Origin of the sequence: Nocardioides xinjiangensis (assembly GCF_017916455.1) — a bacterium.
In the GTDB taxonomy this organism is placed as follows: domain Bacteria; phylum Actinomycetota; class Actinomycetes; order Propionibacteriales; family Nocardioidaceae; genus Nocardioides; species Nocardioides xinjiangensis.
The window spans coordinates 707,925-731,325 of record NZ_JAFMSY010000001.1; the positions used below are offsets into that span (position 1 = coordinate 707,925).

At 73.1% G+C, this 23,401-nt stretch carries 20 protein-coding genes, 1 other RNA gene and 1 pseudogene; 4 read left to right on the forward strand and 18 right to left on the reverse strand.

The window, feature by feature from the left end:
• Window positions 1–102: 102 nt before the first annotated feature.
• Window positions 103–1,155 carry a phosphatase PAP2 family protein gene (locus J3P38_RS03455; protein ID WP_210438455.1) on the forward strand — a complete coding sequence of 351 codons (1,053 nt, stop codon included), beginning with the start codon at window positions 103–105 and terminating at the stop codon, window positions 1,153–1,155.
• Here the strand turns inward: J3P38_RS03455 and J3P38_RS03460 are convergent.
• Window positions 1,152–1,577: pseudogene (locus tag J3P38_RS03460) on the reverse strand (HIT family protein); the annotation flags it as partial. The gene J3P38_RS03455 and the pseudogene J3P38_RS03460 sit on opposite strands and share 4 nt — an antisense overlap.
• 74 nt (window positions 1,578–1,651) lie before the next feature.
• On the opposite strand from J3P38_RS03460, the gene J3P38_RS03465 reads away from it, so the two are divergent.
• Complete coding sequence (locus J3P38_RS03465) at window positions 1,652–2,272, forward strand: MSMEG_6728 family protein (protein WP_210438457.1); 621 nt, start codon at window positions 1,652–1,654, stop codon at window positions 2,270–2,272.
• Window positions 2,273–2,279: 7 nt separating this feature from the next.
• On the opposite strand, the gene J3P38_RS03470 is transcribed toward J3P38_RS03465, so the two are convergent.
• Window positions 2,280–2,654 (reverse strand): PH domain-containing protein, encoded by a 375-nt coding sequence (locus tag J3P38_RS03470; protein WP_210438458.1) that lies wholly within the window; start codon window positions 2,652–2,654, stop codon window positions 2,280–2,282.
• Window positions 2,655–2,830: 176 nt separating this feature from the next.
• Here J3P38_RS03470 and J3P38_RS03475 point away from each other — a divergent pair, with 176 nt between their 5' ends.
• Window positions 2,831–3,703, forward strand: a complete 873-nt coding sequence (locus J3P38_RS03475; protein ID WP_210438459.1) for a cobalamin-binding protein — start codon at window positions 2,831–2,833, stop codon at window positions 3,701–3,703.
• A gap of 7 nt (window positions 3,704–3,710) precedes the next feature.
• On the opposite strand, the gene J3P38_RS03480 is transcribed toward J3P38_RS03475, so the two are convergent.
• The 16 genes from J3P38_RS03480 to J3P38_RS03555 form a co-directional block, all read right to left on the reverse strand.
• On the reverse strand, window positions 3,711–4,202 hold the full coding sequence (locus J3P38_RS03480) for a GNAT family N-acetyltransferase (protein ID WP_210438460.1): 492 nt from the start codon (window positions 4,200–4,202) through the stop codon (window positions 3,711–3,713).
• A 140-nt stretch (window positions 4,203–4,342) separates the two neighbouring features.
• Window positions 4,343–4,712, reverse strand: a transfer-messenger RNA (tmRNA) gene (ssrA, locus tag J3P38_RS03485).
• Between the two features lie 69 nt (window positions 4,713–4,781).
• Window positions 4,782–6,617: a hemolysin family protein gene (locus tag J3P38_RS03490; protein WP_210438473.1), complete on the reverse strand. Its 1,836-nt coding sequence runs from the start codon at window positions 6,615–6,617 to the stop codon at window positions 4,782–4,784.
• Window positions 6,618–6,626: 9 nt separating this feature from the next.
• A complete protein-coding gene (locus J3P38_RS03495; RefSeq protein WP_374222505.1) occupies window positions 6,627–7,544 on the reverse strand; it encodes an ROK family protein in 918 nt (305 codons plus the stop codon).
• Window positions 7,541–9,043, reverse strand: coding sequence for a glycoside hydrolase family 3 N-terminal domain-containing protein (locus J3P38_RS03500; RefSeq protein ID WP_210438475.1), 1,503 nt, complete (start codon window positions 9,041–9,043; stop codon window positions 7,541–7,543). The genes J3P38_RS03495 and J3P38_RS03500 overlap by 4 nt, the downstream gene beginning before the upstream one ends.
• Complete coding sequence (locus tag J3P38_RS03505) at window positions 9,040–9,879, reverse strand: carbohydrate ABC transporter permease (RefSeq protein ID WP_210438476.1); 840 nt, start codon at window positions 9,877–9,879, stop codon at window positions 9,040–9,042. Before J3P38_RS03505 ends, J3P38_RS03500 begins: the two co-directional genes overlap by 4 nt.
• On the reverse strand, window positions 9,879–10,802 hold the full coding sequence (locus J3P38_RS03510) for a carbohydrate ABC transporter permease (RefSeq protein ID WP_210502686.1): 924 nt from the start codon (window positions 10,800–10,802) through the stop codon (window positions 9,879–9,881). Before J3P38_RS03510 ends, J3P38_RS03505 begins: the two co-directional genes overlap by 1 nt.
• Window positions 10,803–11,047: 245 nt before the next feature.
• The gene (locus J3P38_RS03515) at window positions 11,048–12,337 is read right to left on the reverse strand and encodes an extracellular solute-binding protein (RefSeq protein ID WP_210502687.1); all 1,290 of its coding nucleotides are present in this window, start codon (window positions 12,335–12,337) and stop codon (window positions 11,048–11,050) included.
• A 65-nt stretch (window positions 12,338–12,402) separates the two neighbouring features.
• A complete protein-coding gene (locus J3P38_RS03520; RefSeq protein WP_210502688.1) occupies window positions 12,403–13,536 on the reverse strand; it encodes an ROK family transcriptional regulator in 1,134 nt (377 codons plus the stop codon).
• 308 nt (window positions 13,537–13,844) lie between these two features.
• Window positions 13,845–14,324: an SsrA-binding protein SmpB gene (smpB, locus tag J3P38_RS03525; protein ID WP_210438480.1), complete on the reverse strand. Its 480-nt coding sequence runs from the start codon at window positions 14,322–14,324 to the stop codon at window positions 13,845–13,847.
• 61 nt (window positions 14,325–14,385) lie between these two features.
• Window positions 14,386–15,651, reverse strand: coding sequence for a M23 family metallopeptidase (locus J3P38_RS18265; protein ID WP_210502689.1), 1,266 nt, complete (start codon window positions 15,649–15,651; stop codon window positions 14,386–14,388).
• An 88-nt stretch (window positions 15,652–15,739) separates the two neighbouring features.
• Window positions 15,740–16,648 carry a permease-like cell division protein FtsX gene (ftsX, locus tag J3P38_RS03535; RefSeq protein WP_210438482.1) on the reverse strand — a complete coding sequence of 303 codons (909 nt, stop codon included), beginning with the start codon at window positions 16,646–16,648 and terminating at the stop codon, window positions 15,740–15,742.
• A 66-nt stretch (window positions 16,649–16,714) separates the two neighbouring features.
• Window positions 16,715–17,404, reverse strand: a complete 690-nt coding sequence (ftsE, locus tag J3P38_RS03540) for a cell division ATP-binding protein FtsE (protein WP_210438483.1) — start codon at window positions 17,402–17,404, stop codon at window positions 16,715–16,717.
• A 201-nt stretch (window positions 17,405–17,605) separates the two neighbouring features.
• Entirely contained in the window at window positions 17,606–18,721 is a 1,116-nt protein-coding gene (gene prfB, locus J3P38_RS03545; RefSeq protein WP_210438484.1) for a peptide chain release factor 2, read from the reverse strand.
• 32 nt (window positions 18,722–18,753) lie between these two features.
• The gene (locus tag J3P38_RS03550; RefSeq protein ID WP_210438485.1) at window positions 18,754–19,011 is read right to left on the reverse strand and encodes a hypothetical protein; all 258 of its coding nucleotides are present in this window, start codon (window positions 19,009–19,011) and stop codon (window positions 18,754–18,756) included.
• A 917-nt stretch (window positions 19,012–19,928) separates the two neighbouring features.
• On the reverse strand, window positions 19,929–20,711 hold the full coding sequence (locus tag J3P38_RS03555; protein ID WP_210438486.1) for an NPCBM/NEW2 domain-containing protein: 783 nt from the start codon (window positions 20,709–20,711) through the stop codon (window positions 19,929–19,931).
• A 95-nt stretch (window positions 20,712–20,806) separates the two neighbouring features.
• Here J3P38_RS03555 and J3P38_RS03560 point away from each other — a divergent pair, with 95 nt between their 5' ends.
• Window positions 20,807–23,377 carry an ATP-binding protein gene (locus J3P38_RS03560; RefSeq protein WP_210502690.1) on the forward strand — a complete coding sequence of 857 codons (2,571 nt, stop codon included), beginning with the start codon at window positions 20,807–20,809 and terminating at the stop codon, window positions 23,375–23,377.
• The last annotated feature ends 24 nt before the right edge of the window (window positions 23,378–23,401 follow it).

Below are 23,401 nucleotides of genomic sequence, written 5' to 3' on the forward strand. Positions count from 1 at the left end.
CCGCCCGCGCGCCGCGGTCGTGCGGGTGCGAGGACTCCCCCGACTTGTGGAGATCCGGTGCAGGGGGTGGGCCGCGGCGCGGCGCGTCGCTAGCGTGCCGACATGGGACGGGGGGACTTCCGTGCCGCGGCCGTGGTGGCCGCGGTGATGGCCGTGGCGACGGTGCTGGTCGCGACGGCGTACGACCTGCCGGTGCGCGACCCGGACGGGGTCTCCGTGCCGACGTGGGTGCGGCTGCCGGTCATCGTCGCGGCGGCCGTCCTGCTCGACGTCGTGCCGCGCTGGGTGCTCGCCGCCCGCGGTGCCGCGCACGCGGACGCGTGGGCTGCGCTGCGGTTCGTGCTGCGTGACCGGTGGCACGGAGCCCAGGTGCGGTTCACCCTGAGCGGGCTCGCCGCCTGGTACGTCGCCTACGTCGCCTTCCGCAACCTCAAGGGCTACCTGCCGTTCGTCGACGACCGGCTCTGGGACACCGAGCTGGCGAGGGCGGACCGCCTGCTGTGGCTCGGGCACGACCCGGCGGACGTGCTGCACCAGGTGCTCGGCACCGGCTGGGCGGCATGGCTCATGTCGGGCGTCTACGTGCTGTGGATCGGCCTGGTGCCGGCGACGCTGGCGGTCGCGCTCGTGTGGACCCGGCGCTCGCTCGCGGGGGCGTTCTACGTCACGGCCGTCTCGTTCAACTGGCTGCTCGGCGTGGTCGTCTACTACCTCGTCCCGTCGCTCGGGCCGGTGTACTCCCGACCCGGCGAGTTCGCCGACCTCTCCCCCACCTTCAACACCCGGGTCCAGGAGTGGTTGCTCCAGGACCGGGTCGACGTGCTGGCGGGCCCCTGGGACACCCGCTCCGTCCAGACCATCGCCGCCTTCGCCTCCCTCCACGTGGCGATCACCGTCACCGCGTGCCTGGTGGCCGAGGTGCTGCGGCTGCCGTCGTGGGTGCGGGCGGGCAGCTGGGTCTTCGCCGTGCTCACCTCGGTGTCCACCGTCTACCTGGGCTGGCACTTCTTCGTCGACGTCCTGGGCGGGGCGGTCATCGGCGCGGCCGCGGTGGTGCTCGCCGCGCGGGCGACCGGCCACCCGCTGCGTCGACGCGCGGAGGCAGGTCCGGGCCCCGCCGTCGCGCACGACCGCGCCGGCGCCGGGCACCCCTAGCCGTCGAGCGCGTCACGCAGCCGCTCGGCGTAGGTCTCCGCCTCGCCCTCGGCGTACCTCGTGCGCGGCCAGAAGAAGCCGCGCAGGCCGTCGCCCTTGGTCCGCGGCACCACGTGGAGGTGCAGGTGCGGCACGGACTGGCTGACGGTGTTGTTCATGGCCACGAACGACCCCTGCGCGCCGAGCCCGTCCTTGACCGCGGTGGCCAGCCGCTGGGCGGCCGCCAGGAAGCCGTCTCGCAGCCCGGCCGGCAGGTCGGGCAACGTCTCGACGTGGGTGCGCGGCACGAGCAAGGCGTGGCCCTTGAAGACCGGCCGGGTGTCGAGGAAGGCGACCAGGTCGTCGGTCTCCAGGACGACGTGGCCGGGCAGGTCACCGGCGACGATCCGGCAGAACACGCATCCGTCCATGCGGTCAGTGTGCCGCGTGCTCCGCCGCGCCGTGACCCGTCGTCGGGGTGGGGCGCCGCGCGTCGGGGGTGCCTACCCTCGAGGGAGTGCAGACGTTCCTCCCCTACCCCGACTTCGAGGCGTCGGCGCGCGCGCTGGACCAGAAGCGGCTCGGCAAGCAGCGCGTCGAGACCATCCAGGTCGTGCGCGCGCTGACCGTGGCCGACTACGGCTGGCGCAACCACCCGGCGGCGCTGATGTGGCGCGGCTACGAGGAGGCGCTCGGGCGTTACGGCTTCGCGTGCTGCGAGGTGTGGCTCGAGCTCGGGTTCGGCGACACGTGCGCGGCGACCATCGGCGCGGACCTGCGGGCCGCCGGTGTCACCGAGGTCCGGACGCAGGCCGAGCTCGCCGACGCGGGCGCGCTGCCACCGTGGCTCGGAGACCCGGGCCTGCACCGCAGCCACCAGTCCGCGCTCGTGCGCAAGGACCCGGAGTTCTACCGGCCCCGCTTCCCCGACGTGCCCGACGACCTGCCCTACCTGTGGCCGGTCCGCTCCCCCGCCGTCGTCGAGGCGGAGCGCAAGCGTGCGGAGAACGCCGTGCGCCGCGCCGAGCGCGCGGCCGAGCGGATGCTCCAGGAGGCCGAGCGGGCACGCAAGCGGCGCAGCCGGGCGGCGAAGAAGGCCTGGGAGACGCGGCGTCGCAACGCGCGCGAAGGCGGCTAGGACTCGGTCAGCCGGCGTTCAGCACGGCCCAGGCGATCAGCTTGTCGAGGCGACGGATGTCGACCTTCTTGTCCAGCTTGATCTTGATGTGGCCCGCCCGGGTCCACATCTCGAGCTCTGCGTTGAAGTCGAGCAGCTTCCCTGCGTTCTCCGACGACCACATGTCGATCCGGCTGTACGGCAGCGAGTAGACCTCGACCTTCTTGCCGGTCAGGCCCTGCGCGTCCCTCACGATGAGCCGCTTCGTGGTGAAGATCGCCGAGTCGCGGAAGGTCTTGTACGCCGCGACGGCCTGCTCGCCGTCGACGAGCAGGTCGTTGACGTCGGCCGGCACCGGGATCTCCTGGACGAGCGTCCACGACGTGATGGCTGCTGTTTCCATGGCGGCAGCGTCTCAGGACGAACGCCTTCGCGAGGCCGATTCGCCCGTCCGAAAGTTTGAACTGTGTCCGCGCTGTCCGCGCACGTCGCCGAGCCGCGGCGCGCGACCTCGTGCTCGAGGACCAGCGCGCGCGCAACCCGACTCGCTGGAACGTGTTCGACGTCTAGGGTCGGGGCGTGCGCATCGTCTCGCTGATCCCGTCGGCCACCGAGATCCTCTTCGCCGTGGGCGCGGGCGACGACGTGGTCGGGGTGACCTTCGAATGCGACCACCCGCCGGCGGCACGGGAGCGACGCGTGGTGTCGACGTCGGCGATGCCGGAGGGGCTGGCACCGCGCGAGATCGACGACTTCGTGGCCGCTGCGCTCGCCGCGGGCGAGGACCTCTACCGCCTCGACGCCGACGCGCTGGCCGAGCTCGACGCCGACCTCGTCGTCACCCAGGACCTGTGCGCCGTCTGCGCGGTCGACGTCGGCACGGTCGGCGAGGCCCTGGACTTCCTCGGCTGCCGCGCCGAGGTGGCGACCGTCGACCCGCACACGCTGGACGACGTGCTCGCCTCCGTCCGCGAGATCGGCCGGCTCACCGGCCACGACGACGCGGCCGAGGGCCTCGTCGCCTCGCTCGAGCAGCGCCTGGCCACCGTCGCCGAGCGGGTCGCGGGGCGCGCCCGCCCGCGCGTGCTGGTGCTGGAGTGGACGGACCCGCCGTTCGCTCCCGGCCACTGGATCCCGGAGATGGTCGCCCGGGCCGGCGGCGAGCCCACCCTGGGCGTCGCCGGGGCGAGGTCGATCCGCACCACGTGGGAGGACGCCGTCGCGTCGGGGCCGGACGTCGTCGTCTGCGCTCCGTGCGGCTACGACATCGAGGGCAGTGCCGAGCTGGCCGCGGGTGTGCGCGGCCACTTCCCCGGTGTGCCGGTGTGGGCCGTCGACGCCGACGGGCTGTTCGCGCGGCCCGGGCCGCGGCTGGTCGACGGGGTCGAGGCGCTGGCCGGGATCCTGCACCCCGAGGCAGCGCCGACGTCCGAGCACTGCCGGCGCGTCTGAGCGGCAGCTACGCCGTCTCGGGGCGCACCAGGACCACGAACTCCCGGCCGTCCCGGGCGGCCGCGAACGAGCCGGTGCGGGCGAACCCGAGCCGCTCGACGGTGCGCAGGGCGCGGACGTTGAAGCTCGCCACGGTGACGCGGAACGCGGGCGGGGCGAACCGGGCGCGACCGAAGGCCAGCCCTGCCGCGATCACCGGCCGGCCGAGCCCCTGGCCGGTGAGCTCGGGGCGCAGGCCGCCGCCGGTGTCCAGGGCGGAGTCGTCGTAGTCGCCGCCCGGCACCTGCCCGTCCCGGCCGAACGAGCGGAAGCCGATCAGCCGCCCGGCGGCCATGACCGCGAAGAACCCGGCGCCGGGGTGCAGCAGCTGCTCGGGGTCGGCCCCGGCGATGTCGTAGACGTCGTAGGGCGGCTCGTAGCGCCAGGTGACCATGTCCTCGGCGTGCTCGCGGGTCAGCGGCGCGACGGTGATCGAGGCCGGGTCGATCTGAGGGGGCACCACCGCAGGGTGCCACGACCCGTGCGGTGGCCGCTCGGGAGCGCACGCGCTGGCTCGACCGGGCACCTCGGCATGCGGCAGCCGCAACGACGACGAGGCGAGGCGGCCCGCAGCATCTGCCGGCCACCTCGCCTCGTGACGAGTGGAGCTGCGGGGAATCGAACCCCGGTCCTCGAGCGCCGAACCAGGTCTTCTCCGGGTGCAGTCTGCGATGTCGCTTTTCTCGGCCCCGGCGCTCGCACAGACACGTCGCCGACAGGCTCAGTCAGGAAAGAGTCCCGGCCACCCCTCCTGACAGGAGGTGACCAGCAAGTCTCCTAGATGAGGCCTGGGTCCGGGACGGAGACGGATGCCCGGTCAGACCCTTCGATCACTGCTCAGGCAGCGAGAGCGAAGTCGTTGCGCTCAGAATTGGCAACTATGGTTTCCAGCGATCGTTTACGAGATGGCGCTGGCTTCTCGACCCGCTTCCCCTGGAACTAACGTCCCAAGTCGAAACCGATCAGCCCCTCTTGTGTTGTCAAGCAGGCCGGAGCCTGCGACTCCAGTCTACCGGCCTCAACCGACGGCGGGCGAGCGCTATTCCGCCGTGCGCAGCGGATCCGCCTGCCAGGCGCCGTCGTCAAGGCGCCACAGCTGGTCGCCAGCACCGGCCGCCAGGCCCTCGGACGGGGCCGACTGGTCGAAGTCCATCCCGGCGGCGGTGACGGCCTCGCCGTGCCTGCGCCACGCCCGGGCGTGCTCCCGCTCGATCGCCGCCCGCTGCTCGGCCGTCGCGTCGGACGGCAGGACCATGCCCTCGCCCGGCGGCTCCGGTGCGGTCGGCTCGACGGAGCCGTCGGGGGCGATGACGAACAGGCGCTCGTTGGTCATCCGGTGCCCCGCGCGGACCAGGAGCGAGCCGTCGTCGCGCCAGCGGAACCGCACCGACCAGCCATCCCCCTTGACGTGACCGTCGCGACGGCCGGCGACGGCGTCGTCGGGCAGGAAGAGGCCCCAGCGGGCGAAGTAGCGGGCGAAGGCGTCCTGCTGGGCGCTCGTGCGGCCCTCGCCGGGGTCCGCGCTCCCACCGTCGGACGCCCCGTCCGCGGATCCGTCCCCCGGGCCGTCGCCCGACCCGCCCTGGCCAGCCGGCCCGTCAGCCGGACCGGTGACGAGCGGCGGGTGCAGCCGCACGCGCGTGATCCGGTGGCCGTCGACCTCGACCACCTCGAGCGGCCGGTCGCCGAGGAGCACCACGTCGCCCACCTCGCCCATCCGCGCGAGGCGGTGCAGGACGTAGCCGGCGACGGTCTCGAAGGGTCCGTCCGCGAGCTCCACACCGGTGCGCTCGGCGAACTCCTCGATGGTGAGACCGGCGTCCAGCGTCGTCGGGTCGGCGGCAGCGGCGACCTCGGCGTCGGTGTCGTACTCGTCGTGGATCTCCCCGACCAGCTCCTCCATGAGGTCCTCGAGCGTGACGATGCCGTCGGTGCCGCCGTACTCGTCGACGACGAGCGCGATGTGCGCACCCAGGCTGCGGAGGTGGTCGATCGAGGGCAGCACGCGGTTGGTGCGCGGCAGCACCGGCAGGTCGCGGGCGAGCTCGGCGACGGTGGTGGAGCGGTCGTCGGCGCGGCCGAGCACGTCGCGCAGGTGCAGGTAGCCGAGCACCTCGTCGAACGACTCGCCGGTGACCGGGTAGCGGGTGTAGGGCTGCTCGACGATCACCGAGACCGCCTCGGCGAGGGTGAGGTCGCCGGCGAGGAACACCACGTCGCCCCGCGGCTTCATCACCTCGCTCAGCGACCGGTCGCCGGCCTCGAAGACCTCGTCGACGAGCCTGCGCTCGCCCTCGGGGATGTCCTCGTGGCCCGAGATCATCATCCGCAGCTCCTCCTCGTCGACCTCGTCGCCGGCCGCGTCGGGGTTGCCGCCGAGCACGCGCACCAGCAGGTTGGTGGACAGCGACAGGAGCCAGATCACCGGCGTCATCACCGTGGCGAACCTGCCCAGCGGCGGCGCGAACAGCTTGGAGACGCCGACCGAGCGCTGGAGCGCGAGCCGCTTGGGCACGAGCTCGCCGAGCACGAGCGAGAGGTAGGACACGACCAGGGTCGTCACGACCAGCGACACGGTGTCGGGGGCCGGCACGCCGAGCCCCTCGAACGCCGGCGCGAAGGAGGGCGCGAGCGTGGAGGCGCCGAACGCGGCGGAGAAGAAGCCGGCCACCGTGACGCCGATCTGCACCGCGGAGAGGAACCGGTTGGGGTCGCGGGCCAGGGACGCGACGGCGTGCCCGCGCCCGCCCTCGGTGTCCAGCCGCTCCACCTGGCCGGCGCGCAGCGACACCAGCGCGATCTCGGTCGCCGCGAACACACCGCCCACCAGGATGAACGCGAGGACGAGGAGGACGTCGATCCACGTGCCGGCCACGACGTCAACCTATCGGGCGGCCACCAAGGCGGCGCCGACCGCGGCGACCGGGTAGTGCTGGGGGACCATGCTCACTCGGTCGGCCAGCCCCAGCGAGGCGAGGAACGGCGACCCCTCCCCCAAAGCGCGCAGCTGCCGCACCACCTCCACCCGCAGCGGCTCGCCGACCTCGCTGACACCGCCGCCCAGGACGATGCACTGGGGATCGATGGCGAGGCCGAGGGCGCGGACCGCGCTCGCCACGCCCCAGCAGAAGTGGTCGCGCACCTCGACGGCGTGGACGTCGCCGCCTGCCGCGGCGGCGAACAGGGCGGCGGCGGGTGGCCCGTCCGGCGTCGGCCAGGCCCGCGCCAGGGCGCGTCCGGACGCGACGGTCTCCAGGCATCCGGTCTGGCCGCAGCCACAGGCCGCACCGGCCGGGTCGACCGGCAGGTGGCCGATCTCGCCGGCGGCACCGTGCTCACCGCGCCGGAGCCGGCCGTCGACGACCAGGCCGGCCGCCAGACCGGTGCCGACGCTCAGGTAGACCACGTCGTCCGCGGCGACCAGCGCGCAGGCGGCCAGCGCCGCGGCGTTGACGTCGTTCTCCAGCACGACCGGGACGCCGAGCCGCTGCTGCAGCAGGTCGCGCAGCGGCAGGTCGTCGCCGTCGACGCCCAGGTTGACCGCGTGCCGCAGCATCCCGCGGCCCACGTCGACCAGCCCCGGCACGCCGACGCCGACCGGGCAGCGCAGCGGCTCGCCCAGCTCGCGGCCGAGCTCGGCGAAGACCTGCTCGGCGGTGGCGAGCACGCCTTCGGCGCCGGAGCCGGTCGACGAGCGCACCTGGGCCAGCACCGCGCCGTCCGCGCCGACCACGACGCCGTCGGTCTTGGTGCCGCCGATGTCGAGCCCGATCGTCCGCGCGTCCGCCCGTGCGGCACTCACCGCGTCCATCCCGCCTCTCGCAACCGCTCGACCACCGCGGCGACGCCCGGAGCGGACGAGCCACGGGTGCAGATCCTCGCAAGCCCGACGTCGTACGTCGCCGGCCAGCCCCACTCCACGACCACCGCGGGCCTGCCCGAGCGGGCCAGCGAGCGCAGGAAGGCCAGCACCTCGGGCCGCCGGTGCGCGTCGCGGACCTGCACGACGAGCGGCGCGTGCGCAGGTACGCCGTCGGGCAGGCCGTCGTCGAGCGCCTGCGGGTCCAGCCGGTGGTCCGGCGCGATCCCCCACGCCACGTCGCCCACAGCGATGTTCGCGACGGTCTCGACGCTCAGCACCGAGGCGCCGGCGAGGTCGGGCAGGTCGCCGTCGACCTGCAGGGCCGACCGCGCGGCGACGGCCTGGCGCGGGGCGTCCGGCGGCTCCGGGGTCGACCCGGGCGCCCGCACGCCGACGGCGGCGACGCGGGCGGCTGCGTCCTCGAGGCGATCGCGCCCGAGTCGTCCCTGCCCCACGGCTGCGACGACCGCGTCGCGGACCTCGATGACGAGCGAGGCCGGCTTGTCCGGACCGATGCAGAGCAGGTCGCAGCCGGCGGCGAGGGCCTGCACGGACGCCTCCGCGATGCCCAGCTCGGCCGAGGCCCCCGCCATGTCGAGCGCGTCGCTGACGATGACGCCGTCGAAGTCGAGGACCTCGCGCAGCATGCTCAGCACCACCGGGCTGAGGGTGGCGGGCCGCTCGCGGTCGAGCGCCGCGACGACGATGTGCGAGGTCATCACCGCAGCGACGCCGGCCTCGACCACGGCGTCGAAGGGCACCAGCTCGCGCCGCGCGAGGGTGTCGGCGTCGACGTCGATGCGCGGCAGCGCGAGGTGGCTGTCGGTCGCGGTGTCGCCGTGGCCGGGGAAGTGCTTGGCGCAGGCCGCGACCCCCGTCGACTGCAGGCCGCGGGTCCAGGCCGCCGCGTGGGCGGCGACCTGCTCGGGGTCTGCGCCGAAGCTCCGCGTGCCGATGACGGGGTTGTCGGGGTCGCTGTTGACGTCGGCGTCCGGCGCGAGGTCGAGGTTCACGCCGACTGCGGCGAGCTCGTGGCCCACCCAGCGCCCAACGGCCTCGGTGAGGCCGAGGTCGCCGGCGCCGCCGAGCGCCGCCGCGCCCAGGACCGGGCTCGGCTCGCGCGTGTGGAGACGGCTGACGTCGCCGCCCTCCTCGTCGACGGCGATCACCGCCACCGGGTTGGCCGCGCGGATCGCGGCGCTCAGCGCCGCCAACGCGGCGGGGCCGTCGGCGGTGTTGCTGCCGAAGTAGCAGATGCCACCGAGACCCTGCTCCAGCAGCTCGCGGTAGTCGGCGGGGAGCGTCGTGCCCTCGAAGCCCGGCAGCAGCACCCGGAGCGCGAGCGAGCGCACCTCGTCCGCCGGGTCCCCGGCCGAGTCGGGCTCCTCGCGTCGTCCGTATGCGCGCACGGCACCGGCGGGCGGCTGGGCCGAGGTCATCCCTTCACCGCCCCGGCGGTGAGGCCGCTGGCCATGCGGCCCTGGACGACGAGGAAGAAGATGATGACGGGCACCGCAATCAGGGTGGAGCCGGCCATGATGCCGCCCCAGTCGGTGCCGCGGTTGACGTCGGTGAAGGTGGAGAGCCAGAGCGGCAGTGTGCGCTGGTCCTCGCGGGTCATCACCACCAGCGCCAGGGTGAACTCGTTCCAGGCCTGGATGAACCCGAAGACGCCCGTCGCGACCAGCCCCGGCGCGAGCAGCGGGAAGGTGACGCGGAAGAACGCCTGGACGCGGGTGCAGCCGTCCATCATCGCGGCCTCCTCCAGCTCGTAGGGGACGCCCTCGACGAAGCCGCGCAGCGTCCAGATCGTGAAGGGCAGCACGCCGGCGACGTAGACGATGGTGAGGCCGGCGACGGTGTTGAGCAGCTCCATCGTCTCCAGCATCTTGTACTGGGAGATGAACAGGCCCTCGGCCGGGATCATCTGGATGACGAGCAGGGTGACGATGAAGGACATCCGGCCGCGGAAGCGGAACCTCGAGACCGCGACCGCCGCCACGAACGCGAAGCCGAGCGCCACGACGAGCGTCAGGCCGGTCACCATCAGGCTCGTCCTCAGGGCGGCGACGAACTGGCCTCCGTCGAAGACCGTGCGGAAGTTGTCGAGGTCGCCGCCGAACGGCACCCAGGTGGGCACCCGGTTGCGGATCTCGTTGCGGTCGAGGAAGGAGCTGTTGACCATCCAGTAGACCGGGAAGACAGCGAGGACGAAGGCGACCAGGCCGACGCCGTTGGCGAGCCACCTCGTCGGGCGGGGGGTCGGACGGGCCATCAGGCGGCGCTCCTCTCCTGGCGCAGCATGGCGCGGACGTACGGGGCGGTGAGCACCACGGTGAGCGCGAGCATGAACACCGCGACCGCCGCGGAGGTGCCGAAGTCGCCGCCGCCGATGCCGAGCCGGTAGATGTAGGTGCCGAGCAGGTTGGTGTCGCTGGCGCTGCCGCCGGCCTCCTGCAGGATGAAGATCTGCGTGAACACGCGCAGGTCCCAGATGATCTGCAGCAGCCCGACGACGAGCAGCACGGGCCGGATGCTCGGCAGGACCACGTGCCGCAGCCGCTGGGCGGGCGAGGCGCCGTCGATCTCGGCCGCCTCGACGAGCTCCTCGGACAGCTGGGTGAGCGCGGCGTACACGGTGAACGCCACGAACGGCACGCTCATCCACACCACGACGACGGTGGCCACGAAGAAGAACGACAACGGGTGCAGCAGCCAGCCGTGGCCCTCGAAGTCGCCTCCCAGGGCTGTCAGCACGTGGTTCACGACGCCGTACTGGGTGTCGAAGAGCCACTGCCACACGGTCAGCGACGCGACCACCGGCATCGCCCAGGCGAACAGCAGGCCGGTCTGGGTGAGGAGGCGGACGGGGGTGGACATGGCGCGCATGACGAGCGCGAGGCCGACGCCGAGCAGCATGGTGACGACGGCGTTGACCAGGCAGAACACCACGGTGCGGGCGGTCACCCGCCACAGGTAGCCGTCGGTGAGCAGCTCGCGGTAGTTGGCGAGGCCGACCCACTCCGGCGGCCGGCCGAACTGCTGCGCCAGGCCGAACTCCTGGAAGGAGAGCACCAGCTGGCGCACGAGCGGGTAGCCCAGGGCGAGGCAGAGGGCCAGGACGGCCGGGGTGACGAGCAGGTAGGGCAGCGCGCTGCCACGCGGGCGCGGGGTCCGGCCGCCCGTCCCTCGTCCCATCGCGCCTCCCGTCGTGGGTCCCGGTGCTCGTCCCGGTGTCCGTCCCACGGAGCCTGCCACCGAGTGTGCCGCCGTGGCTGCCGCGGGACCTGTCACGGCTCCTGCGATTCGTCCTGCCATCGGTCCTCCCATCGGTCCTCGAGTCGGTCCTGGCGTCGGGTGCTGCTGAGCTCTCGTCGGCCGGGGCCGGGCAGGCCTCGGCGGGGGCGGCGACCGGTGCCGCCCCCGCCGAGCCGATCGGTGGCTCAGCCGTTCAGCTGGCCGCTCATCTGCTCGTCGGCCTCCGCGGCGAGCTCGGCCACGTCGCCGCCCTGGGCGATCGCGCTGAAGAGGTCCTCGAGGACGCGGGAGCCCTCCACGTTGGCCCAGCCCGGCGCGGCCGGCGTGAGCTTGGCGTTGGACGCGGCCTCGATCGTGGCGGCGGCGTACTCGTCGTCCCCGAGCAGCGAGGCCAGCGAGTCCTTGGCCGGCGTCAGGCCGGCCTCGGCCAGGATCGTCTGGTACTCGTCGCTGAGCATCAGGGCGACCGCCTTTTGGGCGAGGTCCTGGTTGGGCGACTTCGCCGCGATGGCGATGTCCGAGCCGCCGAGCAGCACCGGGGCGGGCTCGCCGTCGCTCCCCGGGAGGGCGAAGACGCCCATCTGCTTGGCGAACGTGTCCGGGCAGCCGGTCTCGGGGTCCTCGATGAGGCCCTTGACCCAGCCGGGCGTCGACATCATGCCGACCTCGCCGGCGCAGAACGGCGTCCACGGGTCGGCCTCGTTGCCGTCCTTGGGTGCACCCGAGGCCTCCATGAAGAGCCGCTGGGCGGTCTCCAGGCCGGCGACGGACTCCGCCGAGCTGAGGGCCGGTTCCCACTGGCCGCCGTCCTCGGTGGCCAGGTCGCCGCCGGCGTCCCAGATGAACGTCGCACCGTTGCGCCAGTCCTGGCCGGGGAACCAGAAGCCGGAGAAGTTGGCCGGCTTGGGGTTGGCCTCCTTCAGGGCGATCGCGGTGTCGACGAACTCCTCCATCGTCGTCGGCACCTCGAGGCCGGCCTTCTGGAGCAGGTCCTTGCGGTAGAAGATGTACTTCGAGCCCGCGTAGTAGGGCACGGCGTACGTTTTGCCGTCGACGGTGGCCCCCTCGACGAAGCCGGGGAGCAGGTCGTCGCCGCCGAGGTCGTCGAGCTGGTCGGTGAGGTCGGTGAACGCGCCGGCCGAGGTGAAGGTCGGGGCCTGGGTGTTGCCGATCTCGACGACGTCGGGCGTCTCGGACTCGCTGGACAGCGCGGTGGTGAGCTTCTCCACCAGGCCGTCCCACTCCTGCTGCTCGATGGTCAGCGTGGAGCCGGGGTTCTCCTCCTCGAAGGTCTCCTTCAACCAGTCGCGGGCCTCCTGCGGGGTGTCGGTGCCGTTGAACCAGACGCGGATGTCGGCCGACTCGGGGCCGCCGTCCTCGCCCGACGAGCCGCCGTCGTCGCCGCCGCACGCGGCGAGCGTGGTCAGCGCGAGCGCGGCGACCGCCGCACCTGTCAAGGACTTCCTGATGCGCACCACAGTGTTCCTCTCGATGATGTACCGCTGGTGGCGATAGGGGTGGGGGTTGCTGGCCGGGTCGCTCACGAGACGCCCAGTTCTCCGGCGAGCACGAGCACGGCCGCTCCCACGACCACGACGTCCTCGCCGAGCTTGGAGGTGCGGACCGCCAGGCCCGTGGAGCTGATGGGCATCGTCCGCTCGCGGATGGTGCGGTCGGCTGCGTCGAGCAGCGGGCCGTCGAGCAGCTCCGCGGGGCCGCTCAGCACGATCTCGTGCAGGTTGAGCGCGGCGACGATCGGCGCCAGCACCTCACCGAGCCGCGTGCCCACGGCGGCGAGCTCGGCCGGCCCGTCGGCGCCGGGTGCGGCGACCCGGCGCCGCAGGCGCGGCGCGGACAGGATCGTCTCGAGGCACCCGGTGCGCGAGCAGGCGCAGCGCTCCCCGTCGGGGTCGACGGCGACGTGCCCGATCTCGCCCGCGGCGCCGAGGTGGCCGTGCAGCAGGGAGCCGCCGAGCACGAAGCCGGCGCCGACACCGGTGCCGACCCGCAGGACCATCAGGCCGCCGTCGCCGGACTCGCCGAAGGTGTGCTCCCCGAGGACGGCGGTGTTGGCGTCGTTGGCGACGAGGACGGGCAGGTCGAAGGCCTCCGCGAGCCGGGCCGCGAGCGGCGTGTCGGTCCACGCCAGGTTGGGGGCGTCGATGACGGTGCCGGCGGTGTCGACGACGCCGGGGCTCCCGACCCCGATGCCGAGTACCGGCCTCTCGGCCATCGCCCTCAGCTCGGAGACGAGGTGCTGCACCAGCGCGACCGCCTCGTCCCCCTGCGCGCCGTCGACGTGCACCTCGTGGCGCGCCTGCACGCTGCCGGCGAGGTTGACCACGGCACCGGACATCCGGTCGGTCTCCGACAGGTCGAGCCCGATGATGTGGTGGGAGTCGACCGCGAGCCCGACGAGCGTGGGCGGCTTCCCGACCCGGCTCTCCGCCGGGGCGCCGAGCTCGGTGACGAGCCCGTCGGCGAGCATCTCGCCCACGAGGTCGGAGACCGTGACGCGGGTCAGCCCGCTGGCCCGGGCGAGGTCGGCGCGGCTGGCAGGGCCGTCGCGGAAGAGCTGCTGCAGCAGCAGCGCACGGTGGTGCCGGCGGGCGTCCTCCTGCAGGAGCTTGCCGCGAGGTCGCAGCGGGCGGCCCACCGGTGTGTGCTTCGTCACATTAGTTAGTTCAGCGCACTTACTTATCGCTGTCAAGCAGTGCTGGCACTGGTCCAGCGCACCCCGCGCCTCGCGGCTAACGCCTCGCGAAGCGCGGGGCGCCGAGCGCGGGGGGTGCAAGCACGCACCACCACGCGGCCCGTAGGTCGTCAGTGCCGGACGAGACCGCAGGGTCCGCCGGGCGCGTCCGGAGGCGGGCCCTCGCCGGGCGGCGCGCTCCCGCCGCGGAGAAGCTCCACGAGCCGGCCGCGGTCAGCGCGACGCCGGGACGGCGAGCGGGAGGAGGAGCAGGGCGGCGTCCGCCGGGCTCAGTCCCGGTGGCCCTTGAGGCGACGCTGGACGGCCTCGACCTTCTCGCGGTCGGCCTGCCGCTCGGCGAGCGTGTGCCGCTTGTCGTAGGCCTTCTTGCCCTTGGCCAGGGCGATCTCGACCTTGGCTCGGCCGTCCTTGAAGTAGAGCGAGAGCGGCACGATCGTGTAGCCCTTGTCGGTGATCTTGCGCTCGATCTTGTCGATCTCCGAGCGGTTCAGCAGCAGCTTGCGGCGCCGGCGGGCCGAGTGGTTGGTCCAGGTGCCCTGGCTGTACTCCGGGATGTGCACGCCGAGGAGCCACGCCTCGCCGTTGTCGATCTCCGCGAAGCCGTCGACCAGCGAGGCGCGACCCTGGCGCAGCGACTTCACCTCGGTGCCCATGAGGACCAGCCCGGCCTCCCAGGTGTCCTCGATGTGGTAGTCGTGGCGCGCCTTCTTGTTCTGCGCGACCATCTTCTGGCCCTGTTCCTTCGCCATCGGGCCATCCTCTCAGGCAGGCCCAGCGACCCGCACGGCGGTTTCGGGCGGTGCCGGGTGGTCAGAGGAAGTTCATCGGGTCGACCGCGGTGCCGTTGGCCATGACCGTGAAGTGCAGGTGGCAGCCGGTGCTCCAGCCCGTGCTGCCCTCGAAGCCGATGACCTGCCCCTCGGCGACGCGGTCGCCGACGCCCACGTTGTAGCTGCTGGCGTGGTTGTAGATCGTCGCGAGGCCGCGGCCGGCGAGCACGCCGTGGTCGATGACGAGCCGGTTGCCGTAGACGCCGCTGTAGTACGACGACACGACCCTGCCGGACGCCGCGGCGCGGAGCGGGGTGCCGCACCCGCCACCGAAGTCGACACCGTCGTGCAGGCCCCAGTAGTGGTAGATGGGGTGGGTGCGGTAGCCGAACGGGGACGTGACGTAGCCGTCGACCGGGGAGGCGAGCACGCCGGTGGACGGGCCGCTCGCCGCGCCGCCGCGCGCTTGGGCACGCTGCCGGCGGAGCGCCGCCAGCGCGCGCTTGCGGAGCATCTCCTCGATCCGCTGCTGCTCCCTCTCGAGCTTGCGGAGCTTGGCGAGGTCCTTCGCCCGGGCGTCGCGAGCGCCGGCGCGGGCGTCGCGGCGCTCGACGACGAGGGAGACCACGGAGTCCTTGGCCGCCTGCTGCTCGGCCTCGAGCTGCTGCATCAGCGTGAGGTGCTCGGCGGCGGCAGCGCGCTTGGCAGCCACGGCGTCCCGGGCCTCGGTGACCTGGTCCTCCCGCACCTGCAGGAGCACCTCCGAGGCCTTCAGCTCGTCGTACTCGCGGGCCTCCTGCCCGACGACGACGTCGCGCACGCCCTCGCGCCGGGTGAGCTCCTCGGTCGAGTCGGCGTCGAGGAGCGAGGAGAAGGCCAGCAGCTCGGGGTCGCCCTCGGAGTACATGTCGGCGACGGTGCGGGCCACCTTCTCGCGCTGGGCGTCGCGGTCGACCCGACCCTGGGCGAGGGCGGCCTCCGCCTCGACGAGCGCCTGCTCGGCGGCGACGAGCTGGGCCTGCATCTCGGCGTCGCGCTCCTGCGCCACCTCGACCTTGCCGCGTGCGGTCGCCAGCCGGGTCTTCGCGACGGCGAGCTGCTCCTGCGCCGCCGCGAGACGCGCGGCGGCCTTGCGCAGCTGGGCGCTGGACTCGTCGAGGTCCTGGTGCGCGCCCTTGAGCTGGCGCTGGACCTCGTCCTTCTTGTCCTTGAGGTCGTCGGCATGTGCTGCGGACACGCCCAGCGCCATGACCACGACCAGGGCTGCGGCCATGCGGCGGTGAGCGGCACGGGGGAAGGTACGCACCGGGGAGCCTTTGCGTTGGGGAAGCGGGGAAGGGTCGTCTCCCCCGTCGGCACGACCGGGGAGACGGCTAGACGCTAACCTCCGCGACTCAGACTTTGAGGTATTTGCGCGTCAGCACGAGTGTCGGGAGCAAGGTCAGCACCGGGCCGAGGATCCCGACGGCCGCTGCGGCCACCCAGAACTCGTCCCAGCCGATCCACGGCACGAAGCGCAGGTTGGACGCGAGGTCGCCGATCGCGAAGTGCAGGAACGCCGCCAGCGCCCCTCCCGCGAGCGCCACGCTGACGAGCGCGGTGACCAGCGCCTCGAGGAGGAACGGCAGCGCGATGTAGAGCGTGGAGGCGCCGACGAGGCGCATGATGCCGATCTCCTTGCGGCGCGCAAAGGCGGCGAGGCGGATCGTGTTGGCCACCAGCAGCAACGCGGCCAGGACCAGCAGCCCCGCGGTGCCGAGCGCGTACGTGCGCATCTTGGTGATCGTGGTCAGGATCGGTCCCACCTGCTCGCGCAGGTCGCGGACCCGCGAGACCCCGTCGAGCCCCTGCACCGCGCTGCTGATGCCCTCGTACTGCTCGGGGTCCTCGAGCGTGATCCAGATCGTCTGCGGCATGTCCTCGGCCGTCAGTGCCGGGTTGTCGCCGGAGAACAGCTCCGCGCCGTAGAGCTCCTTGGCCTTCTCGAGCGCGACCTCGCCCGACTCGAAGCGGTAGTCCGCGACCTCGGGGTTCTCCGCGACGACGGCCTCGATCTCGGCCTTCTGCGCCTCGGTCACCGGGTTGGGGCACACCGGGTTGGAGTCGTTGAGGCGGCACAGGTAGACGGTGATCTGCAGCTGGTTGCCGAAGTGCTCGGCAGCCCGCGTGGCCTGCTGCTGGAAGAGCAGGCCGATGCCCACCAGCGTCAGCGAGACGACGAGGGTGAGGATCACCGCCAGGTGCATCGTGAGGTTGCGTCGCAGGCCCTGGCCGAGCTCGGAGTAGACGTAGCGCAGCTGCATGGAGGTGAGGTCTCGATTCGTTCGGGTGCGGGTCCGGGTCGGGGCGGTCGGGGCCGCCGGCCGGGATCAGTTCTGGTGGCCGTAGACGCCCTGCGCCTGGTCGCGCACGACGTGGCCGTTCTCGAGCTCGATGACGCGCTTGCGCATCTGGTCGACGATGCCGGCGTCGTGCGTGGCCATCACGACCGTCGTACCGGTGCGGTTGATGCGGTCGAGGAGCTTCATGATGCCGACCGAGGTGGTCGGGTCGAGGTTGCCGGTGGGCTCGTCGGCGATGAGGATCATCGGCCGGTTGACGAACGCGCGCGCCACCGCGACGCGCTGCTGCTCGCCACCGGAGAGCTCGTCGGGCATCCGGTCGCCCTTGCCGCTCAGGCCCACGAGCTCGAGCGTCTCGGGGACGACGTCCTTGATCTCCTTGCGCGACTTGCCGATGACCTGGAGCGCGAAGGCGACGTTCTCCGTGACGGTCTTGTTGGGCAGCAGGCGGAAGTCCTGGAAGACGGTGCCGATGTCGCGGCGCAGCCGGGGCACCTTCCAGCCGGCGAGCCGGTTGATCTCCTTGCCGGCGACGTAGACGCGGCCCTGCGTCGGGCGGTACTCGCGCAGCACCAGGCGCAGGAAGGTCGACTTGCCCGACCCCGAGGACCCCACGAGGAAGACGAACTCCCCCTTCTCGACGTCGACGGAGACGTTGTCGAGCGCCGGGTGGGGGTGGCCGGGATAGGTCTTGGTGACCTTCTCGAAGCGAATCACGGCGTCGAGGCTACGTGAGGGGTGGAGGTGATCGGCGAATCCCGGTCCGGCCGCGGGATGTGAGGTGCCTGACCCTCCGGCGCAGGCACCGTGCAGGCAGTTCGAGCCGGGTGCCGCCGCGTCCACGCTCCACCGGCGAGCAGGAGCGACCCGACTACCTGCATCGTGCTGCGCTCAGCCGGGCACCTCGACGACCGTGGGTCAGGCGTCGACCTTCTCCGCGCCCCGTCGCCAGCGGATGCCGGCCTCCATGAAGTCGTCGAGGTCGCCGTCGAAGACCGCGCTGGGGTTGCCGGACTCGTGACCGGTGCGCAGGTCCTTGACGATCTGGTACGGGTTGAGGACGTAGTTGCGCATCTGGTCGCCCCAGCTGGCGGCGACGTCGCCCTTGAGGTCCTTCTTGAGCGCGGCCTCCTCGGCCTTCTTCTGCGCGAGCAGCTTGGCCTTGAGCACCACCATGGCCGACGCCTTGTTCTGCAGCTGGGACTTCTCGTTCTGGCACGACACGACGATGCCGGTGGGGATGTGCGTCAGCCGCACCGCGGAGTCGGTGGTGTTGACCGACTGGCCGCCGGGGCCGCCGGAGCGGAAGACGTCGACCCGGATGTCGTTCTCGTCGACCTCGATCTCGTCGGTCTGCTCGAGCACGGGGACCACCTCGACGGCCGCGAACGACGTCTGGCGGCGGCCCTGGTTGTCGAAGGGGCTGATCCGCACGAGGCGGTGGGTGCCGGCCTCGACCGAGAGGGTGCCGTAGGCGTAGGGCGCGTGGATGGCGAACTCGGCGGACTTGATGCCCGCCTCCTCGGCGTAAGAGACGTCGTAGACCTCGACGCCGTACTTGTGCTGCTCGGCCCAGCGCGTGTACATCCGCATGAGCATCTCGGCGAAGTCGGCGGCGTCGACGCCACCGGCGCCCGAGCGGATCGTCACGATCGCCTCGCGCTCGTCGTACTCCCCCGACAGCAGGGTGCGGATCTCGAGCGATTCGACGGCCTTCTTGATGCGGCCCAGCTCGGCCTCGGAGTCGGCGAGCGTGTCGGCGTCGCCCTCCTCCTGCGCCATCTCGACCATCAGCGCGAGGTCCTCGACGCGGGTCTGCAGGCCGGTGTAGCGGTCGAGCTCGCCCTGCAGGGCGGAGAGCCGGCCGGTGACGCGGGTGGCGTTCTCCTGGTCGTCCCAGAGGTCCGGGGCGGCGACCTGCTCCCCCAGCTCGGCGATCTCGGCGCGCATCCGGTCGAGGTCGAGGACCTGGCCGATGGTCTTCATGGTCGCCTGGAGCTGCTTGATCTCTACGTCGAAGTCGATGCCTGCCACAAGGAGCAACAGTACGGCGTCGGGCGCGGAGGTCAGAACTGCAGGACGACCCGGCCGTCGCCGCCTCGGCCGGCCGTGCCGGCGCCCCTGCCGCCGTTGCCCTCGGCGACGGGGCCGGCGACGTTGGACACCGGTGCGGCCGTCGCGCCGCGCGTGTAGCTCGACCCGGCACCTCCGGCGCCTCCCGCATCGACGTTGGCGACGAGCTGACCGCCGAGGAGGACCGAGTTGGTACGGGTGCCTCCGGCGCCGCCGCCGGCGTACCCACCGCCGCCGCCCCCAGCGCCCACCCGCCCTCGTGGCACCCCAGACCCTCCATTGCCGCCGCCGTTCAGACCCTGACCGTTGACGCCGCCCGACGCACCTGGGGCGCCCTCCACCAGCAGACCACCCCCTGCTCCGCCTGTCCCCGGCGTGGTGGGGCCCCCGGGAGAGCCCACCGCTCCGCCGCCCCCACCTGCGCCGACCGCGCCGAACGGGTAGCTAGCCCCCGCGGCACCGCCGTTGCCTGCTGGGGCGACCGATGACCCGCCGGTCCCGGCGTCCTGCGAGCTCGGGGTTCCGTCGGCGCCAAGCCCGCCCTTTCCGCCACCACCGCCTGCCACCACGATCGGGGCGGCGCCGAGTAGGAGCGCAGTACCTCCTCCGCCTCCACCGGCCGCGAGGACGGAACCTCGACCGCCGGCACCGCCGCGGCCGTAACCGGTGCCGCCCGCCCCGGCCGAGGCCGCCGTGCCGGTGCCCTCGCCGCCTCCTCCACCGACGATGACAGTGAGGGTGACTCCCGACGCGTTAGTCGGCAGCGTGAAGGTGCCCGTGACGCGTCCGCCGTCGCCTCCCGAGTAGGCAGCACTACCGCCGCCCCCGCCCCCGACGACTTCGAACTGGACCGAGCGGTATCCGGCCGGGATCGTCACGGCGTACGAGCCGCGAGTCGTGTACGTGTGGGTGAAGCTCGCCGCGAACGCGGGCGCCGCGGTGGCCACCGAGATCGCCGGGACGCTCCAGGCCACGCCGCGGCTGAACGACCGCCGGGTCACACCGCGCTGCCCGCGCTCCTCGTGGCGCTGGTGTTCCATGTCTGTGTGCTTCCCGACGACGACCTGTTGACAACGTGAAGATATCAACAGGCTGTTGACGACGCGGGCGGATCCGGGAGCCTGTATCCCGGATCACGCCCGCGCCGGTGCGACCCCGGCCCGCGCGATCAGCGCGTGCAGAGCACCTCCGGGGTGGCGACCGCGACCGTGCCGGCCGGGGTCTCGCTCCTGGTGGCGTCGATCCTGAGGCGGAAGACGCCGGTCAGGTCGACGGTCTCGCCGGCGAAGACGGTGCCGACCGCGAGGGCGTGGTCGACGAGGACCGCGCCGTCGCCGGTGACCTTGACGGTTCCGGTCGCGCCGGTGACGGACTCGTCGGTGAGGGCGTAAGTCGCCCGCATCTCGGTGCACTTGCGGCCCAGCGTGTACTCGATCGAGGACGCGGCACCGAGCGTGGCGGTCGCGATGCTGTGGCCGTAGAACTCGGCACCGATGTTCACACCGGTCGGGACGTTGACGTTGGTCGCGACGGGCTGGCGGTCGACCAGCCTCTGCCAGCTGTACACCTCGACGGTGAGCGTCTTGCTGAAGCCTTTGGCGATGCCCTTCGAGGCCGGCTTGAGGACGCGGTACTCCCGGGTGCCGGGAGTCGAGGGGTCGTCCTGGAGCTTGTAGGTGCCGTTGCGCTTGATGGTCGCGGTGCCGCTGGGCCTCCACTTCCTCTTGCCGTCCACGCGCTGCTGCAGGACCACCTTCTGGCCGGCAGCCTTCGGCGTGACCCTGCCGCGCACCTTGAGGACGTCCTCCTTGCCGATCGCCACGGTCTTGTTGATCGACGCGGTGACGGTGTAGGCGTCGGCCTGGGCGGGCGCGGCGTGGACGGGCGCGCCGAGCGCGCACGCGCCGGCGGCGATGCCGGCGACTGCGGTCCACACGGTGGTGCGGTTCATGTGAGTTCCCCTCGTTCGGTCGGCCCGGGCGGGCCGTTGCGCGAGGGAGACGCGGGCGGACCCGGAGAAGTTGTCGCGGGTCTAGCATGCGGGGCATGGCGCTCCTCGAGCGCGACGAGCAGCTGCGCGCCGCGACCGGATACCTCGACGAGGCAGCGACCGGCCACGGTCGCCTGGTCTTCGTCGGAGGCGAGGCCGGCGTGGGCAAGACCACCTTCGTCGAGGCGCTCGCGGCGCGCGCCGACGCGCACGTGGGCTACGGCTGGTGCGACGGCTCCGCGACCCCACCACCGCTGGGGCCCCTGGTCGACCTGCTGCCCGACCTGCCGGACGGCACGTGGCCCGAGGACGCCACTCGGTCGCAGGTCTTCACCAACGTGCTCGCGGCGCTGCGCGACCCGCCGGACGGCACGCCGTACCTCCTCGTCGTCGAGGACGCCCACTGGGCCGACGAGGCGACGCTCGACCTGGTCCGCCACCTCGCTCGCCGCATCCACGGCTGCCGCGCGCTGGTCGTGGTGAGCTACCGGCCCGAGGACACCGTCGTCGGCGACGGGTTGCGGGTGCTGCTCGGCGACACCGCGTCGGCGACCGGCACCCGACGCATCGACCTGTCGCCGCTCACCTCCGACGGCGTGGCCAAGCTCGCGGCCGAGCACGGCGCCGTCGTCGGCGCCGCCGAGCTGCACGCGGTCACCGGCGGCAACCCGTTCTTCGTCACCGAGGCGCTGGCCGCCTCCGGCGGCCTCCCGCCCACCGTGCGCGACGCCGTGCTGGCGCGGGTGGCGCGGCTCGACGAGGCGGGACAGCGCGCGCTCGAGCTGGTGGCGCTCGCCGGCTCGCGGGCCGAGGCGGACCTCGTGGCCGACCTCCTGCCCGACGGGCTCGCCGCGCTCGACGAGCCGTTGGCCCGCGGCCTGCTGCGCCGATCCGGCGGTGACGTGCTGTTCCGGCACGAGCTCGCGCGGCTCGCCGTCGTCGACGAGGTCCCCGCCGGCCGCGCGGTGCACCTGCACCGGCGCCTGCTCGCGGCGCTGGTCGGGCGCGGGGCCGATCCGGCGCGGCTCGCGCACCACGCCGAGGCGGCCGGGGACCGGGCCGCCGTGCTGGAGCACGCGCGGGCCGCCGCAGCAGCCGCCGCCACCCTCGGCGCGCACCGCGAGGCGTCGCGGCAGTACGAGCGTGCGCTGGCGCACGCGAGCGACCTGCCCCCGGCCGACCGGGCCCAGCTGCTCTGGGACCTCGGCTACGAGTACTACCTGACCAGCCGCATCGAGGAGTCCATCGAGACCGTCGCCCTGGCGCGGTCGCTCTGGGACGAGCTCGGCGACTCCGTGCGGGTGGGCGACGCCTGGCGGTGCGGGTCGCGGCTGCACTGGTTCGCGGGCCGCAACGACGAGGCCCGGGCGTACGCCGCCCGGGCCGTCGATCTGCTGGACCGCACCGGCACGGTCGAGGAGGCGATGGCACTCAGCAACCGCACGCAGCTCTCCATGCTGTCCACGCACCTCGCCAGCACGCGCGAGTGGGGCGGGCGCACCCTCGCCGCCCTCGACGCGCTGCCCCCGGGCACCGGCTCCGAGGAGGTGCGGGTCCACGCGCTCAACAACCTCGGCACAATCGAGGTCACGGCCGGTGAGCTCCACGCCGGGCAGCAGATGCTGCAGGAGTCGCTCGACGGCGCCCGCTCGGCGAACCTGCAGGAGCACGCCGCCCGCGCCTACTGCAACCTCGGCTCCACCGCTGTGGTCCAGCGGCGCCATGCCGATGCCCGCCGCTGGCTCGAGGAGGGCATCGTCTACTGCACCGACCGCGACCTCGACTCCTGGACCAGCTACCTGCTCGCCCTGCGCTCGCGGCTGCACCTCGACCGGTGGGAGGAGGCCGAGGCGCGGGCCGACGCCGCGGCGGTGATGCGTGGCGGCGCGAGCGCGGTCGGCTACCTGGAGCCGCTGCTGGTGACGGCGCTGCTCGACGTGCGCACCGGCGCGGGCGACGGGAGCGAGTCGTTCGCGCGCGCGGTCGAGATGTCGGAGGGCATGCAGGAGGCGCAGCGGGTGGGACCGACGGCGGCTGCCCGCAGCGAGGCGGCCTGGATCGCCGGCGACCGCGAGGCCGCGGAGCGCATCGCCGAGGAGGCGTGGCCCCACGTGCGCGACGTGGACTGCCCGTGGCACCGCGGCCAGGTGGCGACCTGGCTGCCCGCCGACGTGGACGCCGGGCTCCCGCTGTCGCCGCCGTACGTCCTCGAGCGCGCGGGTCGCTGGGCCGAGGCCGCGGCGTGCTGGGAGCGTCTGGAGTCGCCCTTCGAGCAGGGGCTCGCGCTGGCGCGCAGCGGCGAGGCCGGGCTGCTCGCCGACGCCGTGCGCATCTTCGACCGGCTCGGCGCGACGGCGGCGGGTGCTCGTGCCCGCGCGATGCTGCAGGCGCTCGGGGCCGCGGTGCCGCGGGCGACGCGGGCGAGCGCACACCCCCACGGGCTGACGCCGCGTGAGCAGGAGGTGCTCCGGCTCGTCGTCCGCGGGCTGGGCGACGCCGCGATCGCGGAGACGCTGGTGATCTCGAGGCGCACGGCGGAGCACCACGTGGCCTCGATCCTCGCCAAGGTCGGCGTCCGTAGCCGCAGGGAGCTGGAGATGGGTGGCGGCGACGGCTCATCTGGGTAGTGACTACCGATGAGCCGGGGGGGC